Source organism: Oceanospirillum maris DSM 6286 (assembly GCF_000422865.1).
In the GTDB taxonomy this organism is placed as follows: Bacteria; Pseudomonadota; Gammaproteobacteria; order Pseudomonadales; family Halomonadaceae; genus Oceanospirillum; species Oceanospirillum maris.
The window spans coordinates 1-16,933 of record NZ_AUGW01000003.1 but is presented as its reverse complement, the minus strand read 5'-3'; the positions used below and the strand labels follow the sequence as shown (position 1 = coordinate 16,933).

The window sequence follows — 16,933 nt, the reverse complement described above, 5'->3', positions numbered from 1 at the left end:
GTCAGCCTCAAGAGTCATTTTGGCTAAGCTCGTCTTGGCTTGGGTAAAGCTGAAAGGGTGAGTCACTTGGGGCTAAACGACGACCTGTTAAACCTCGAAACTCGGCTTGAGCTGCAGCGATGCAAAACTCATCCAGAGCTTTGTAATAAAGCTGTTTGGCGCTAGAGAGACGACGTAGGTAATGTTCATATGTGCGTTTGGCTTGCTGATCAGTACGGCTTCTATCAACATCTTCCCGTAGTTCTTCTAAGCTTGCTAAGACCTCTTCAACGTTGACAAAAGCTTGTTCGTTATCTTTAAGCACCTCTTTATAACGACGGCTTTCTTTTTTTACCAGATCACGTATCTCAACGGTACGGGTACGATAAGGAAGGTCTTTGTCGAGAGAGAGCTTAATGGCAGGGTACTGTTCTGCTTTAATGCCACGCTTTGAAGGGATGCCGATACGGAAACGAGCAGGATTTAGAATATCATCGGTATGCTTTTCTGCTGTTGTCAGCTGATATAAATAATTATGAAACGCTTCACGGGTGCCGATTTCACTTTGTAATAATTGCTGATGCAGCTTGAGCGCTTTCTTAGTTTGAGCCTCTAAGCGGGCAGCCTCTTCCTTTAAACGGTCTGCGTTATTAGCGTAAAACTGTGCGGTGCTCATTACGCCTGCTTGTGCATTATTCACCAGCATAACCATCGCTGTCGTCATTAAAATAATCAGCAAGGTGGAGCGTAACACTGATAAAAAAGTCGTCATGGTCTATTCCTCTAAAGTCCTTCTTTGCAGAACCACGTACATAGGTATCCTACCCTTAGCATCGTTTGTGTAATGGCTAGGTGATTCTGTGGCGAATAAAATGATAGACCAATTTAAGCACAGGCCGCAGCGGGAAATGTTAGTGTTTTGTTGTTAAACGTAGAGGATCTGCAACAGTGCGTTGCCGTTAAAACATGAGGTTATAAAGCTTCTTTGTTGCACGATAAATAATGGCACACGATAAACGATGGCGCATGATTGAAAAGCGGATGATGAAGGACTGAGTGATGAAAGGCTAGATGACTAAGATGATTGAAAGACTGAGCGGCGATCATACGGCGTGTATGGCACCGCCCAGCAAGATGAGCCCATTGCTGACGCTATTTAGTTTAGCAACTGAGTTCTTAGCGGCCGGTTTTAATATCGGTCCATAAACGGTTACGAACTTTCAACATCGCCATTGATGGTTTGTCGGTCATATAAAGCTTAGCTTTGGTCTCATCGCTAGGATAGATGGCACCATCGCCTACAATTTCAGGGTCAACCAAGGCGGTCGCATCTTTGTTGGGGTTGGCGTACCACACGTAATCTGTGATTTCAGCGATAATCTCAGGGCGTAGCAAGAAGTTAATAAATTTGTGGGCGTTATCTGCATTTTTAGAATCCGCAGGGATAAGCAGCATATCAAACCAGATCTCGGTGCCTTCTTTCGGGATGCTATACATCACTTCTACGCCATTGCCTGCTTCTTCTGCGCGGGCTGCCGCTTGGAAGATATCGCCAGAGTAACCGACGGCAACACAGCTATCACCATTGGCCAGATCATTCACGAACTGAGACGAGGTAAATTGCTTAACATAAGGGCGTACAGGAAGCAGCACTTGGGCAGCAGGGCCTGTCATTTTATAAACAGAGCGGCTGTTGCTCGCAGGGTTTTCGCCAATATAGTTCAATGCAAATGGAATCATCTCATCGGCAGAATCTAGGAAAGTCACACCGCAATCTTTAAGCTTTTCCATATTTTCGGGTTTAAACACAAGATCCCAGCTATCAACGGGAGCATCTTCGCCTAGGGCTTTAGCTACCATTGCTGGGTTGTAACCGATACCGGTTGTGCCCCACAGATAAGGTACGCCGTATTCATTCCCTGGATCTTTTTTGTTCAGGGTTTTCATCAGGCTTGGGTCAAGGTGTTTAAGGTTGGGCAGTTCACCTTTATTGAGTTTCATAAAGATGCCCGCTTTAATCTGTAGCTCCATAAAGTGTGAGCTAGGCACCACAAGATCATAACCGGAATTACCGGCTAGAAGCTTGGCTTCTAAAATCTCGTTGCTGTCGTAAACGTCGTAGTTCACCTTGATGCCCGTTTCTTTTTCAAACTTGGCAATGGTGTCTTCGGCGATATAGTCCGACCAGTTATAGAAATTCAGCACTTCTTCAGCTTGAACCGTCGTTGCGGTAAAGGCTAAAGCTAGGGCTGAGAGGGTTAGCTTGAGGCGGGGCATTATACTTTTTTTCATCAGCTTTCCTTTCCTGTCTTTCTGTATTTTAGCGTTTGGGGTATTTGTTAAATAGTTTACTAAACAAATACTTAGCTCGCACTTTCCTATAAAGGAAATATTCTGAGGTAAAGCCCCGCCATAAAGCAGGGCTGTATCGCCAGATTTATTATTATGAGTAATCTATGTGACGGGTTGTACGGCCAGCATAGGCTATATAGGGCTAGCTCAGATGATACAGTCGGCTCGGATTATACCGTTAGCAAGAGATATTCTCGCTCCCACGAGCTGATGACTTTGTTAAAGGTTTCAAATTCAGCGCGCTTAACACCAATATAGGCCTCGACAAAGGTATTGCCAAAAATTTCACGCAGCTCTGGACAGTTATCCAGTAAGCGCAGACCTTCTTCTAAGGTTCGGGCAACTTCCACTTGATCGCCCTCTTCTGCAGCGGCATCGGTGGTGGGTTTACTCGGTTGCAGCTTGTTCTTAAGCCCTAAGTAACCACAGGCTAGGCTTGCGGCAATGGCTAAGTAAGGGTTGCAATCTGCTCCAGGGAAGCGGTTCTCAATTCGAGTTGCCGCCGGTGGCGCTTCCGGTGCCCGTAGGCCGGTGGTGCGGTTATCAACGCCCCATTTTGTGTTTACTGGCGCGGAGATATCCGGTGTAAAGCGGCGATAGGAGTTTACATTAGGCGCGTAAAAACTGATCGCACTAGGGGTATATTTCTGCAATCCGCCAACGTAGTGATAAAACTCTTGGCTAAATTTCTCACCGTTTTTACCGGCAAAGATATTCTCACCGGTTTTAATATCGATCAGGCTTTGGTGAATATGCATCGAGCTGCCCGGCTCTTCTTCCATCGGCTTAGCCATAAAGGTGGCATAAGCGCCGTGTTTCATGGCGGCTTCCCGCAGGGTGCGTTTAAAAATAAACACCTGATCGGCAAGCTTAAGAGGGTCTCCGTGGAGAAAGTTAATCTCCATTTGAGCCGCCCCAGTTTCATGAATCAAGGTATCGACATCTAACCCTTGAGCTTCACAATAGTTATATAGGGTATCCACGAGGGGATCAAATTCATTAACCGCATCAATGCTATAGGATTGACGAGCGGTTTCGCGACGACCAGAGCGTCCAATAGCAGGCTTTAGGTCGTAATCGGGGTCGATATTTTTCTGCACCAGATAGAATTCAACTTCTGGAGCGATCACCGGTTTTAGTCCCTCTTTTTCAAACAACTTAAGTACGTTGCGTAAGATAGAGCGGCTGGAAAGAGGATGAAGCTGGCCATCGGTGGTGTAGCAATCGTTGATTACCTGCGCAGTCGGTTCGTTGGCCCAAGGTACGATACGCAACGTATCTGGATCGGGCTGCAGAATCATATCTTTGTCGGCGGCATCGACAATATCAAAATGATTGGCGGCCCAGTCTCCCGTTACTGTTTGAACCAGTAAGGTTTCCGGTATACGCCCACCCTTTTCATCGAGAAACTTCTTAGGTGGATAAAATTTCCCACGGGCATTGCCGGTCATATCTGGCAGAGTAGATTCAACTTCTGAGATTGCGTTCTCTTTGAGAAACCTAGCTACGGCTTCCATAACTCACCTTCATTATTTGGCATGGCATAAAGCAGGGGCGCTTAAAGCGAAGCGGTGCCGTGCTGTCTGCTGTTTTTATTAGTCAAGCGTTCAGGCGCTTAGTTGATGTCCAGTAAGCGCAAGACATTAAACCGAATTATGTTTCGGTTTCTAGGCTAGGTTAAAAAAAATACTTTCGCAATAAAAATTTCACAGGAAAAGTTAAAAGTTTATTTTTTATCTGTATACAGCCCGTTGTTTCGTTAAGTTATTAGAAGTATTATTCGGTTTATCGAGGTTTTGTTTTTTTCACATTCGCTTTTATTTTTACACTTGCCTTTATCTGAACCGTTAATTATCAATGACTTTCGGTTAACGATTAAAGGACTGCTGCACTTTTGCCAAGCGTTGCAGCGATTTTCTTTGGAGATCACGTTATGACGAAGGGCTGCGGACTTTTAGGCTATGAACCGTCTTATTACACCGATACGGCTCAAGCTAAGCCAGACTACCCTTGCCTAAAAGGCGAGGTTCAGGCGGATATTTGCATTGTGGGTGCAGGCTTTACGGGGCTTTCGGCGGCGTTGCATCTCGCGGAACAAGGTTACCAGGTTGCGGTACTTGAAGCGGAACGCATCGGCTGGGGGGCTTCAGGCCGTAATGGCGGTCAAGTGTGTCAAGGTCATAATATGGGCCATGAAGAGCTTGAGAAAAAACTGGGTAAAGCCAGCGCTGATTTGCTTTGGCAGATGTCCCTTGAGTCGGTCGACCTTGTTAGAGCGTTGATCGCCAAACATGATATTCAATGTGATTTAAAGCAGGGCGTTATGCATGTTGCCGCAAAACCAGCTCACAACGCCCATATTAAAGAAACCGTTGAGTACAAAAATCGTGTCCTGAATTACGATGCTCTAAAATATGTGGAACCCGACGAGGTGTCTGCCATGCTGGGCTGCGAACGTTTCGGTGCAGGTGAATACTGGACAGAAGGTGCCCATCTGCATCCTTTAAACTATGCCCTTGGCCTAGCTCAAGCCGCAGAGAAAGCAGGTGTTCGTTTTTATGAGAATAGCCGCGTTAGCCATTATGCCAGCCATAAAACGGTAGAGGGTTCACAGGTAACCGTTGAGTGCGAGCAAGGTCAGGTGAAAGCCAAATATCTCTTACTGGCTTGTAACGGTTATTTAGGCAATTTAGAACCGCGTATTGCCAGTAAAATTATGCCAATTAATAACTTTATTTTGGCAACAGAACCTTTAGATGACGCGACCTGTCGGCGTATCAATCGTGATGATATTGCCGTGGCTGATTCTCGCTTTGTGATTAACTACTTTAAGCTTTCCGGCGATAACCGCTTATTGTGGGGCGGCGGTGAAAACTACTCGTCTAAATTCCCGAAGGATATCGGTAACTTTGTTCGACCCTATATGCTGGAATATTACCCTGAGCTAAAAGATGCCCGCATTGATTATGGCTGGGGAGGCACTTTGGCGATTACCTTAAACCGTATGCCGCATTTTGATCGGGTTGATGACGCTATTTTCGTTGCTCAAGGTTACTCCGGTCATGGTGTTGCACTGGCAACACTGGGCGGTAAGTTGATGGCGGAAGCGATTAGCGGCAGTGCCGAGCGCTTTGATCTATTTGCAAAAGTACCAACACCAAGTTTTCCCGGTGGCACCTTGCTGCGTTGGCCGGGTTTGGTAGCGGGTATGTTGTTTTATTCCCTCCGAGACCGATTCTTTTAATATAAGGAAAGATGATCACCATGACGGATACGAAAACAGGCTCTAAAACGCAGGCCGTATCAAACGCTGTGCGTCAAAAGAAACAATCCCAGAGTCTGAAGCCTCGTCATGCGCCGGTGCAAGATCGCTCTAAGCAGCGCTCTCAACAGATTATTGATGCCACAGCGGAGCTACTGGATCAGATCGGCCTAGATGATCTGAACACTATTTTGATCGCGAAGGCGGTGGGTATCTCGGTGGGATCTTTGTATCACTATTTTCCCAACAAGCATGCCATTTTACATGCCATGGGCACCTGTTGGTTGGAGCAAGTAGAAGCGGCCTTGGATGAAATAGCCCGCTGGCCAATTGAAACGATGGGCCTTGATACCCTACTTCCTAAAATGCTGAAGCTTAAGCTTGGTGTTTATCGTCGTCAAAAAGCGATATTGGCGTTGGTACAGGCGATGTTCTCGGTGCCGGAGTTACGAGAACTTGATGAGCAGCATGATGAGTTGGAAATCACCCGCATGGCGGAGGTGTTTCAGCGGATGGGCATTAATCGCCATATCCGAGAAAGGGAGCGGCTTGGGCGTTTGTATCTGGAAACCACGCACAGTGTTTTTCTGGTGGTGGTTAACCAGAAAGGCGATAGAGCCAAGCGCACCTTTGCTGATCTTGAATTTATGCTGGCATCGTTGTTACGGACTTATTTGCCAGAAAAATAAGCACCATTGATCACATTTAATACCGATCAATATCTAAATTTAATTTCTAAGAGCCATCAACATCTACGCCGATAATTTATCTGTGTTTATGGGATGAGCCGCAACATGACGCGTATCAGTTGCCATCACTCAAGAAGCGAGAGCACGACATGACACAGCCAGTACAAAAATTACAACGCATTAAAAGCGGATATAGCGCGGCAGACGGCGCGGTTAATCCTGTTAACCCCGAGCGGGTTCTAGCGGGATCACCTAAAGAATGTGTTGAAAATCTATTTACTAATAGTAAAGAAAATTTCTTTTGTGGTGTTTGGTCTTCAACCGAGGGTAAGTGGGAGCTGAATTATACAGAGGATGAATTTTGTTACTTGATTTCAGGCCGTGTTGTACTAACGGATGCAGAAGGTAGTGAAGAGATTCTAAGTGCTGGGGACGCCTTTGTAATACCTGCGGGCTACAAAGGAACCTGGCATACGATAGGTCATGCGAAAAAGTTCTATGCGATTTATGAAGAGAGTGAAGGCTGACTTACGGCGCATGTTTCTTTGATCGGCCCGTTGAATTGAGATACCTGAAAGTCCGGTCAGCCACATAGCTGACCGGGCTTTTCTGGCTCGTTCCCATGATTCGAGGCTGTGACAATACACTTCACAAGCCGCAGAGCATGGGAATATGGGGCAGTCTGACGGGCTAAAGCCCGACCCACAGGTTGCCAGTCTTATTGTAGGTCGCCCTTTAGGGTGTCAATATTCACTTCGTTCCAAAGCCCACCGGCTAAAGCCCGACCCACAGGTTACCAGCCTTATTGTAGGTCGTCCTTTAGGGCGTCAATGCTCACTTCGTTCCAACGCCCACCGGCTAAAGCCCGCCAGCCTTATTGTAGGTCGCCCTTTAGGGCGTCAATGTTGGCTCGTTCCCATGCTCCGCGTGGGAATGCAGGGCTTACCGGATATGACGATTACTCAAACTCAATCCAAGTCGTTTTTAGCTCAGTGTAGTCATTCATGGCGTGTAGGGATTTATCGCGGCCATTGCCGGATTCTTTAAAGCCGCCAAAGGGTACGGTGATATCACCGCCAAAGTAGTTATTGACGCCCATGGTGCCGGTACGTACGGCGGCGGCAACTTTGTGCGCGGTATTGATATTCAGACTCCATACGGCACCCGCCAGGCCGTAAGGTGAGTCATTGGCGATGTGTACCGCATCTGTCGCATCCTTAAAGCGGATCACAGACATGACAGGGCCGAAGATCTCTTCCTGTGCAATCGCCATGGCGTTATCTACGTTTGCAAAAATGGTGGGTTCATGGAAGAAACCGCCCAGCTCATGTTGCATCACCTTGCCGCCATAAACGAGTTTGGCACCTTCTTTGATCCCCTTCTGCACATAACCCTGAATGGTATCCAGCTGGCGCTGATCCACCACCGGCCCCATATTGGTTTTTGGGCTGAGAGGGTTGTCGGGGCACCAGTTTTTGGCTCGCTCTAGTACCATGGCTAGAAAGGTATCGTAGATCTCATCTTGCACCAGCAAACGCGTGCCAGCGGTACAGGTTTGGCCAGAGTTATAAAAGCCCGCAAGCACTGCGGCATCCGCTGCTTTTTCTAAGTTGGCATCGGCAAAGACGATATTGGCACTTTTGCCACCTAGCTCAAGGAAGGTGCGTTTCAGATTGGACTGCCCCGCATACTGCATCAGCAGCTTGCCTACGCCGGTGGAGCCGGTAAATGTCTGACCGTCGATATCGGGGTGTAAAGAAAGGTGCTTACCTAGATTGATGCCATCGCCGGGCAAGACCTGTAGCACACCCGCGGGTAGACCAGCATTATGGGCAAGTTCTGCGATTTTAAGCGCTGTAAATGGAGTTTTAGGATCTGGCTTTAAGATAACCGAGTTACCGGTCGCTAAAGCGGGGGCCAGCTTCCACGCGGTGGTGGATAATGGAAAATTCCACGGCACAATGGCGGTAATCACCCCAAGAGGTAAGCGTGTTACCAGGGCCAAAGTATCGTGGCTGGTTGGGGCGATCTCTTCATAAACCTTGTCGATCGCTTCTGCGGTCCAGCGAATCGTATTTAAACAGCTGGGTACATCGATATCAAAACAATCACTAATCGGTTTACCGGCGCTGATGCTTTCTAGCAGGGCAATTTCAGCTTTGTGTTCTTCAATCAGATCCGCCCAGCGTAGCAGGATTTTTTTGCGAGCGGCGGGAGCCAAGTTAGCCCAAGTACCGGCTTCGAAGGTCTTACGGGCAATGTTTACCGCGATATCGGCATCTTCCGGCCCACAGTCTGCAACATCAGCAACTTTTTGACCGGTTGCTGGGTTGATTACCGGTTGGGTTTTACCGGAGCGGGCGCTTACATTTTCACCATTAATAATGGCGTAATTCGGTGTGGCAATGGTGCTTATCTGTGCCGCCCAGTCGATCTCTTCAACGTTAAGGGGCTGCGGCTGTGTATGTGGCATAATAGGGATCTGTGTCATAGCTCAATTCCTGGTCTGTTGATTCGATAAGGCTTGCGGCTCTTTACGAATAATTGTTCGAGTTTTATAGCTTTTTTTATAAAAAAATCTTGTCGGACACGTGCAATAAATTTAAGTGTGCGCTTTGCATCAAGGCACGACAATATCACCTGATAGGTAGTGATAGACCCCGTTAAATTAGTTTTCCTTTTAGTACTTTCCCTCAGTGCTTGCTATCTCGTCTCCGGTTTTAGCCAGCTCTTCTAAATAAGCGTCCAGTACCAAGTTAGGCCGTGCGCCTTTACGGGTAATGGCGGAGTAATGGGTATGAAAATAACGCTTCTCGGGTTGCAGGGGGCGTAATCTCGCCTCTGTTACCCAGCGTTGCGCATAATGGGTGGGTAAAAATCCGATATAACGCCCGCTTAAAATTAAAAAAGCGATACCTTCTCGGTCCGTTGAGCTGGCGGAGGCTTTTAATACCAACTGCTGTTTTTTGATCTGAGCGGCCTGAGCATAGGCGGGAAGCACCGCATCGTATTGTGCTAATTTTCTGTTGGTTAGCGTGCGATCATCATCTTGATATAGGGCGTGTTGGTGGCTGCAGTACAGCAGGGATTGCTCTTCATACAGGGATTGATACTCAATGCCCGGTAGGGTGCGTAGATCTGGCACCACGCCAATATGCAGGCTGCCATCCAGTACCGCACTTTCAATATCATTGGGGGGAATCATACGGATATTGATCACCACATCTGGCCCCCGGGCTTTTAAGGCAGCTAGGGCGCGGGTGATCCGCATCTGGGGCACTGTCACCATATTATCGGTAATACCGATGTTCAGTTCGCCTTTTAAATCTCGATTTAACGCATTGATTTGGCTGCGAAAATCCTCAAGACCTGCCAATAATTGCAGCGTAGCCTGATAGACCGCTTCCCCAGATTCTGTCACGGAGAAACCAGAGCGCCCCCGATGACACAGGCGGGTATTAATTAAACCTTCAAGCTCGGTAATGGCCTGGCTGATCGCCGGGCGACTAATATTGAGTTGCACCTCCGCTGCGGCAAAGCCACCAGACTCTACCACCACTTTAAAGATGCGCAATAGGCGGATATGGGCATCGCCAATCTGGCGAGGTAGGAAGTTATCTTTCTGGCTCATAGCTGGCGCGTCTCTATTGCAGCGCTTCTGGATATCAGAACAGGCGCGGAGCCATTAGTTAACTAAAAAGTTAACCTAGAGTAAATATGTTTGGATTTAATAAACTAAAAACTTATTGATAATGGTCAAACGATCAAGGTGTTACGCGTTACCACCTGTCTGTTTACAGGGTTTGGCCAAACCGGCGGTTAGTGAATAAACCGGCCCTATGCAGACAGAGGAATCCAACAACCATTTTTACCGAGGTGTGATATGCCTTCTAACGATAGCTTGAAGCAAAAAGAACAGCGCATGGCGAACTGTGATTTAACCCAATCACAACTGGATGCTCACTGGATGCCTTTCTCCAGTAACCGAGAGTTTAAAAAAGATCCGCGTTTATTGGTTTCTGCTGAAGGCCATTATTACACCGACGCAGATGGTCGTAAGATTTTTGACGGGCTTTCGGGTCTTTGGAACTGTGGTGCCGGTCATGCCCGCCCAGAGATCGTTGAAGCGGTCAGCCAGCAGGTGAAACAGTTAGATTATGCCCCTGCTTTTCAGTACGGCCACCCTAAATCTTTCCAGCTTGCTGAGCGTATAACAGCGCTTATGCCTGATGAGCTAAGCCGTGTTTTCTTTACCGGTTCAGGTTCTGAAGGGGTTGAAACGGCGTTAAAAATAGCCCGGGCTTATTGGCGTAAGAAAGGCCAGGGCACTAAAACCCGCTTTATTGGCCGTGCCAAGGGCTATCACGGGGTGAACTTTGGCGGTATCAGTGTGGGCGGCATCGGCCCGAACCGAGTGCTTTATGGTCAGGGTATTGATGCGGTGCATCTGCCCCATACCATGCTGCCCGACAATAAGTTTGTGCAGGGTATGCCGGATGATGGCGCGCACCTGGCAGACTATCTGGAAGAGCTGCTTGCGGTAAGTGATGCCTCTAATGTTGCCGGTGTTATTGTGGAGCCAATGGCTGGTTCTATTGGCGTGATTCCACCGCCAAAAGGCTACCTGAAGCGCCTGCGCGAGCTATGCGATAAGCACAACTTACTGCTGATTTTTGATGAAGTAATCACCGGCTTTGGCCGTATGGGCTCATACTCCGGCGCGGAAGAGTTTGGTGTAACCCCTGATCTTATGGTTGTAGCGAAGCAGATCACCAACGGTGTTGTCCCTATGGGCGGCGTGATCGCCAAGCAAGAGATCTACGATACCTTTATGGATAACGGCGGCAACGACTATATGATCGAACTGCCCCACGGTTATACCTACTCGGCACACCCGTTGGCCTGTGCCGCAGGTTTGGCCTCTTTGGATATTCTGGAAAAAGATCAGCTGATTCCCCGTGTTAAACAGATGTCGCCTAAGTTTGAGGAGATGCTGCACAGTCTTAAAGGTTCGCGCCATGTAACGGATATCCGTAACTATGGCTTAGCGGGCGGTATCACGCTGGAATCTGCACCGGGTGAACCGGCTCTGCGCCCTTATCAGGTGGCGATGAAGTGTTGGGAAAAAGGTTTTTATGTGCGTTACGGCGGCGACACCCTGCAGTTGGGTATGCCCTTTACCGTTGAGACCGATGAGATTGATAGCGTGATTAACGCAATCGGTGAATCTCTGAACGAAGTTGATTAAGACCGCAGCACCTTTACCCAATTTAAGCACCAGGAGCGAATCCATATGACAACGACATCAGGTACAACCATCGGCCATCTCATTAACGGCCAAATTGTACAGGACGCCGAGCGCAGCCAGCCGGTATTTAACCCTTCAACCGGCGAGATTAGTAAGCACGTCGGTCTGGCCTCCAAAGCCACCGTTGAAGAGGCGATAGCCACTGCACAGGCGGCCTATCCCGCATGGCGACAAACACCACCGCTAAAGCGTGCCCGTGTGATGTTCCGCTTTAAGCAGTTGTTAGAAGAAAATGCCGAAGCGATCTGCGCCCTGGTTGGCGAAGAGCACGGCAAGATCGCCCACGATGCTATGGGTGAACTGCAACGGGGCATCGAAAACGTCGAATTTGCCTGCGGTATTCCTGAATTATTAAAAGGTGAATACAGCAAAAACGTTGGCCCGAATATCGACTCCTGGAGCGAATTCCAGCCACTAGGTGTTGTTGCCGGTATTACGCCGTTTAACTTCCCCGCCATGGTACCGATGTGGATGTTCCCCTTGGCCATCGCCTGCGGTAACACCTTTGTTCTGAAACCCTCTGAGCGTGATCCGTCTTCAACCCTTTATATTGCACAGCTACTGCACGAAGCAGGTCTGCCGGAAGGCGTACTGAACGTGGTCAATGGCGACAAAGAAGCGGTGGATACCCTACTGACGGATAAGCGTATCAAGGCGGTTAGCTTTGTGGGCTCCACCCCGATTGCGGAATATATCTACGCCACCGCCAGTGCCAACGGTAAACGTTGTCAGGCGTTAGGCGGTGCGAAAAACCACGCCATCGTTATGCCGGATGCGGATATGGATAACGCCGTAAACCAGCTGTTGGGGGCGGCTTTTGGCTCCTCCGGTGAGCGTTGCATGGCCTTGTCTGTGGCTGTTGCCGTGGGCGATCAGGCGGCGGATGCCCTGGTCAGTAAACTACAGGAAGCGATGAAACCGCTAAAAGTCGGCGCGTTTTCTGATCAAAGCAACGACTTTGGCCCAGTGATTACCGCCCAGCATCGGGATAAAGTCGTGGGTTATATCTCAAGCTCCGAAAAAGACGGCGCAACCGTCGTCGTTGATGGCCGCGAACCTCAGGTAGCCGGTTACGACAACGGCTTCTTTGTTGGCGCAACCCTGATCGACCGCGTAACACCGGAGATGGTCAGCTATAAAGAAGAGATCTTCGGCCCCGTATTACAAGTGGTGCGCGTAAACACCATGGAAGAAGCGATGCAGCTGATCAACGATCACGAATACGGCAACGGCACCTGCATCTTCACCCGTGATGGTGAAGCCGCCCGTTACTTCTCCGACATGATCGAAGTGGGCATGGTGGGTATCAACGTACCCCTGCCGGTGCCGGTTGCGTACCACAGCTTCGGCGGCTGGAAACGCTCCCTGTTCGGCGACCTGCACGCCTACGGCCCGGATGGTGTTCGCTTCTACACCAAACGCAAAACCATCACCCAACGCTGGCCCTCCAGCGGTGTACGTGAAGGCGTTAGCTTCGCCTTCCCGAGCTGATCGCCAGTCCTTACCTCTCTACGCACCGTAAAAGGTGCACCTTTTGATGCTTGTTGCCCCGGTTGACCGATCGGGGCTTTTTTCGTTTACAACTCGTTCCCACGTTTCGACTCGTTCCCACGCTCCGCGTGGTAATACATACCGCCCTTACTTGGATTCCTCCGCCTCCAACGCCGTAATCTGCTGATAGATCGCCTCCGCCTCCTCCGTCAGAAATGAATAACTTTTAATATCGCCATTACGCTGAGCCAGCATCGCCTGCTCCAGCTTAGCCGCGTATTCCTTTTTCAGTTTCTTGGTCGGGTCAGACTTAAAGAGAGAAAACATAGGGATAATGCCTGCGGTTAAGAAGTGTCCGCTTTGTACGGGGGAAGTGGGTAAACCGATGTTGGGGAGAGAGTTAAAGTAGCTCGTTATTTGTACCGAATATATCCAGCTAAAGTAGATCCAGCGGGCTACTCGTACCTGCGTAATATTGGCCAACAACATGAGTATAGATTTGAGTTGTGTTTACATCTTTGTGGCCAAGCAGTTCCTGAACGGTTCGTATGTCTCTCCCATCCAGCAATAGCTGAGTTGCGAATGAGTGCCTGAAGGTATGACAATTAACCCGTTTTTTAAAAATACCGGCTTTTCCCACAGCTGTTTTTAGTTGCTTTCGTGGTACCGAGTCATGCAAATGATGGCGACAAATTTTTCCGCTAATAGGGTGTGAACAATGGCTTGATGATGGAAAGATGAACATCCATGCCGGTTCTCTGAAAGCATTTGGGTATTTTCTATCCAGCGCAAAGGGTAACGATGGGCCTATACCCTGTTTGTTATCAGTTTTTTGGATTTTTATAGCTTCATCTATTGCTACAGATAACTCATTGACCACCGATCTGGGTAGTATCGTTTGCCTGTCTTTATTGCCCTTTCCGTTTCTTACAGTTAAACAGCAGCGCTCAAGGTCAATATCCATAACTCTTAATCTTAGGCATTCGCTAATCCTCAGACCACTGCCATACAAGATTGAAAATATTAGTCTGTATTTGCCTTCTAATGCGGCTAGTATTTTCCCTACTTCGTACTTATTTAGTACATGGGGCAGATTTCTCGGCTTGCTAGCATATTGAAAACCCAAGTCTCCCAATGGCCGATTCAGAGCCTGGTTATACAGAAATGCCAATGCATTCAACGCTGTCTTTTGGGTATTAATGGCAACATTGCCCTGAACCGCTAATGATGTCAGAAAGCTTTTGACCTCTTCTGCCCCCATCGATTCTGGATGACGTTTTTGATGAAAAAATATAAAGCGTTTAACCCAGTGAATGTACGTTTTCTCTGTTCGTATGCTGTAGCCACGCAAACGAATCTCTGATCTGATGCTTTCCAAAAATGGACTTTTAGCCATAAACCGCCCTCCATGTGATATTTGCTCTTGCATGGTTAAATATACAGTATATTTTTGGTTTTGCAGAAAAACGTGCTCGGTTTGTCCGACTTAATGCTCGGTTTACTGGTGCTACGAAATTGGATAAGCTGTAAATTCAATGAATTATAGGAACGGGCGCAGGAATAACAGGCGCACGGTTATTGACGTATATGCGCATGCGCGTTTAGCAGGGAAGCAGTCAAATTAGAAAATGGATTTTTCCTTTCTAATCAAACTCTTTCCTCAGTTTTTGCCGGTATATTGAAATCGGATAAATGCGCATGCCTATGATTAAAATGTTAGGCATACAAAGCAAAGGAATGTGCTCGCATGGAAAATCGCGGATTCAATAGTTCAAAACCGTGTATTTCTCATGAAAAGAATTTTGGGTATTTGAAATCGCGGGCGGGCCAAACAATCCTGGTTCAGCAATATCCGGCACACCGGCCATGGCATCGCGCTGGCGCTGAGGCGCTCCAAAATCGCCAAGCAGAAAAAGCACATGAAACGGCACAAACAGCATGAAAGATCAGGCACAGCACTTAAAAGCAAAAGCATTGCCGGCTATCGTGCTGTTTCCGCTTACAGCGTTCGGCTCAAGCGCGAGCCTAACAAGCGGTTCAAATCACTCGCTTCGCTCGCTGGGACGGGCTAAAGCCCGCCCCTTAACCTGAACGTTAGGCATCTTGGAGTCACCACCTTGTCAGTCGAAATAATCAAAGCTCAAATTTTTAAATTCTTATCATCAGATCATCCAGAAGTAATGGCAATAAAAGGTGAGTGGGGTGTAGGAAAAACTTTTAGTTGGAAAAAATTTCTGATTGAAGCTTGTATGGATAAAAAGGTGAAACTTGAACGTTATTCATATGTATCGTTATTCGGCATAAGTTCATTAGACTCATTCAAATATACTATTTTTGAAAATGTTGTAAAACGTGACCTAATTGGTACTGCTGCAAGCATTGATACATTTAGGGATAATACAACTAGCCTTATAGAATCTGTTGGAAGACAATCTATAAATCTATTTAAGGGCGCTCCTATTGTAAAATCATTTAGCCCAGCTATCGAAGCAATTTCCTTTTTATCATTGAACAAAACACTTATTTGTATTGATGATCTAGAGAGAAAAGACAAAGGACTTGATATTAAAGATGTCCTAGGCTTAGTCTCATTATTAAAAGAACAAAAAGGGTGCAAGGTAGTACTCCTTTTAAATGATGGTGAAGATGGGCTTCAAGATTATGAAAAATATCGTGAAAAAGTTATTGATATAGAGTTGGCTTTTTCACCAGAACCAAAAGAAAGTGCAGCTATTGCTTTCTCGGGTAATGCTAGCTATCACAATCGACTTAAAGAATTAACAACCAGCCTTAATATAAGAAATATAAGAATTTTAAAGAAAATAGAGAGGTTAATTGATTTATCTCTACCTTTAGTAAAAGATTTTGAACCGGAAATATTAGATCAAGTTATACACACACTTGTACTTTATTCTTGGAGCTATTTCACTTCAAATACTGATGATGGAATACCTCCACTCGATTTTATTACAAGTAAGGGATATTCATTGCTTGGGATAGGTGATGATGAAATTACAGATAAAGAAAAAGGTTGGCAAACTACCTTACAAGCGTACAACTACCAACTCACTGATGATTTAGATTTAGTTTTAGCGGAAGCCGTAAAAACAGGTTTCTTTGTTGAAAGTGAAGTGAATGAAAAAGCTAAATTAAAAAATCAACAAATCATTGCTTCAAAATCAGAAAATTCATTTTCTAACGCGTGGAGGCTATATCACGATACATTTGATAATAATGGCGATGTTGTTATTGGCGAATTATATGAAAGCTTTAAAGCAAATTGTAAATACATAACACCAACTAACTTAAATGGTACCGTAACCCTTTTTAAAGAACTTGGCGAAGAACAAAAGGCGTTGGAAATAATTGATATCTATATTGAAAACCGAAAGGATGAGGTAGAGCTGTTTGATATGGATGAAATTTATATCTTCGGTGATATTCGAGATCCAGACGTAGTTCAAAAATTTAATGCCATTTATAACCAATCAGTCCCACAAGAATCCGCAAAACAGGTTTTAGATCGTATAGCTAGTAGTAATGGTTGGAATCCTAGTGATGAAACGGTATTAGCAAATACAACTGTTAATGAGTACTACGAATTATTTAAAAACGAAGAAGGAAGGCATTTATCTTCTTTTGTTACAAAGTGCCTGAAGTTTGGTCAATTTTCTAACCCGAATGATCAACAAAAGGAAATCGCTGAACGAGCAACGAAAGCTCTTCAGAAAATAGCTTCCGAAAGTGAGATAAATAAAAGGAGAGTAAAAAAGTTTGGTGTTAGTCTTGAAAATGCCTAATCGGGTAGCCGGAGGTATCTAGCCTCCAGCCCCCACAACACCCTGCATGCGG

Annotated in this window: 14 protein-coding genes; 6 read left to right on the top strand and 8 right to left on the bottom strand. The window is 46.8% G+C overall.

The features are described from left to right. Positions 1 to 7: 7 nt before the first annotated feature. From G517_RS0100075 to G517_RS0100065, 3 genes are all read right to left on the bottom strand, one after another. A complete protein-coding gene (locus G517_RS0100075) occupies positions 8 to 751 on the bottom strand; it encodes a hypothetical protein (protein ID WP_028302690.1) in 744 nt (247 codons plus the stop codon). Positions 752 to 1,155: 404 nt separating this feature from the next. Then, the gene (locus G517_RS0100070; protein ID WP_028302689.1) at positions 1,156 to 2,271 is read right to left on the bottom strand and encodes a polyamine ABC transporter substrate-binding protein; all 1,116 of its coding nucleotides are present in this window, start codon (positions 2,269 to 2,271) and stop codon (positions 1,156 to 1,158) included. A gap of 230 nt (positions 2,272 to 2,501) precedes the next feature. Beyond that, complete coding sequence (locus G517_RS0100065) at positions 2,502 to 3,848, bottom strand: glutamine synthetase family protein (RefSeq protein WP_028302688.1); 1,347 nt, start codon at positions 3,846 to 3,848, stop codon at positions 2,502 to 2,504. Between the two features lie 416 nt (positions 3,849 to 4,264). Here G517_RS0100065 and G517_RS0100060 point away from each other — a divergent pair, with 416 nt between their 5' ends. From G517_RS0100060 to G517_RS17115, 3 genes are all read left to right on the top strand, one after another. Further along, positions 4,265 to 5,575 (top strand): NAD(P)/FAD-dependent oxidoreductase, encoded by a 1,311-nt coding sequence (locus G517_RS0100060; RefSeq protein ID WP_028302687.1) that lies wholly within the window; start codon positions 4,265 to 4,267, stop codon positions 5,573 to 5,575. Between the two features lie 20 nt (positions 5,576 to 5,595). Next, on the top strand, positions 5,596 to 6,282 hold the full coding sequence (locus tag G517_RS0100055; protein ID WP_051205745.1) for a TetR/AcrR family transcriptional regulator: 687 nt from the start codon (positions 5,596 to 5,598) through the stop codon (positions 6,280 to 6,282). Between the two features lie 149 nt (positions 6,283 to 6,431). Continuing rightward, on the top strand, positions 6,432 to 6,809 hold the full coding sequence (locus G517_RS17115; RefSeq protein ID WP_036589936.1) for a cupin domain-containing protein: 378 nt from the start codon (positions 6,432 to 6,434) through the stop codon (positions 6,807 to 6,809). A 431-nt stretch (positions 6,810 to 7,240) separates the two neighbouring features. Here G517_RS17115 and G517_RS0100045 read toward each other — a convergent pair whose 3' ends face one another. Next, the gene (locus G517_RS0100045; protein WP_245543154.1) at positions 7,241 to 8,773 is read right to left on the bottom strand and encodes an aldehyde dehydrogenase; all 1,533 of its coding nucleotides are present in this window, start codon (positions 8,771 to 8,773) and stop codon (positions 7,241 to 7,243) included. A gap of 189 nt (positions 8,774 to 8,962) precedes the next feature. Then, a complete protein-coding gene (locus G517_RS17110; RefSeq protein ID WP_036589935.1) occupies positions 8,963 to 9,913 on the bottom strand; it encodes a LysR family transcriptional regulator in 951 nt (316 codons plus the stop codon). Positions 9,914 to 10,165: 252 nt separating this feature from the next. On the opposite strand from G517_RS17110, the gene aptA reads away from it, so the two are divergent. Both aptA and G517_RS0100030 read left to right on the top strand, forming a co-directional pair. Further along, positions 10,166 to 11,530 (top strand): omega-aminotransferase AptA, encoded by a 1,365-nt coding sequence (gene aptA, locus G517_RS0100035; protein ID WP_425413760.1) that lies wholly within the window; start codon positions 10,166 to 10,168, stop codon positions 11,528 to 11,530. Positions 11,531 to 11,575: 45 nt separating this feature from the next. Then, positions 11,576 to 13,081 (top strand): CoA-acylating methylmalonate-semialdehyde dehydrogenase, encoded by a 1,506-nt coding sequence (locus G517_RS0100030; RefSeq protein WP_036589933.1) that lies wholly within the window; start codon positions 11,576 to 11,578, stop codon positions 13,079 to 13,081. 147 nt (positions 13,082 to 13,228) lie between these two features. Here the strand turns inward: G517_RS0100030 and G517_RS0100025 are convergent, their stop codons facing one another. From G517_RS0100025 to G517_RS20645, 3 genes are all read right to left on the bottom strand, one after another. Further along, positions 13,229 to 13,408: a DUF6435 family protein gene (locus G517_RS0100025; protein WP_028302682.1), complete on the bottom strand. Its 180-nt coding sequence runs from the start codon at positions 13,406 to 13,408 to the stop codon at positions 13,229 to 13,231. A gap of 109 nt (positions 13,409 to 13,517) precedes the next feature. Next, entirely contained in the window at positions 13,518 to 14,477 is a 960-nt protein-coding gene (locus G517_RS0100020; RefSeq protein ID WP_028302681.1) for an integron integrase, read from the bottom strand. A 367-nt stretch (positions 14,478 to 14,844) separates the two neighbouring features. Next, a complete protein-coding gene (locus tag G517_RS20645; RefSeq protein ID WP_157833121.1) occupies positions 14,845 to 15,021 on the bottom strand; it encodes a hypothetical protein in 177 nt (58 codons plus the stop codon). A 177-nt stretch (positions 15,022 to 15,198) separates the two neighbouring features. On the opposite strand from G517_RS20645, the gene G517_RS0100005 reads away from it, so the two are divergent. Continuing rightward, the gene (locus tag G517_RS0100005; protein ID WP_028302680.1) at positions 15,199 to 16,881 is read left to right on the top strand and encodes a hypothetical protein; all 1,683 of its coding nucleotides are present in this window, start codon (positions 15,199 to 15,201) and stop codon (positions 16,879 to 16,881) included. The last annotated feature ends 52 nt before the right edge of the window (positions 16,882 to 16,933 follow it).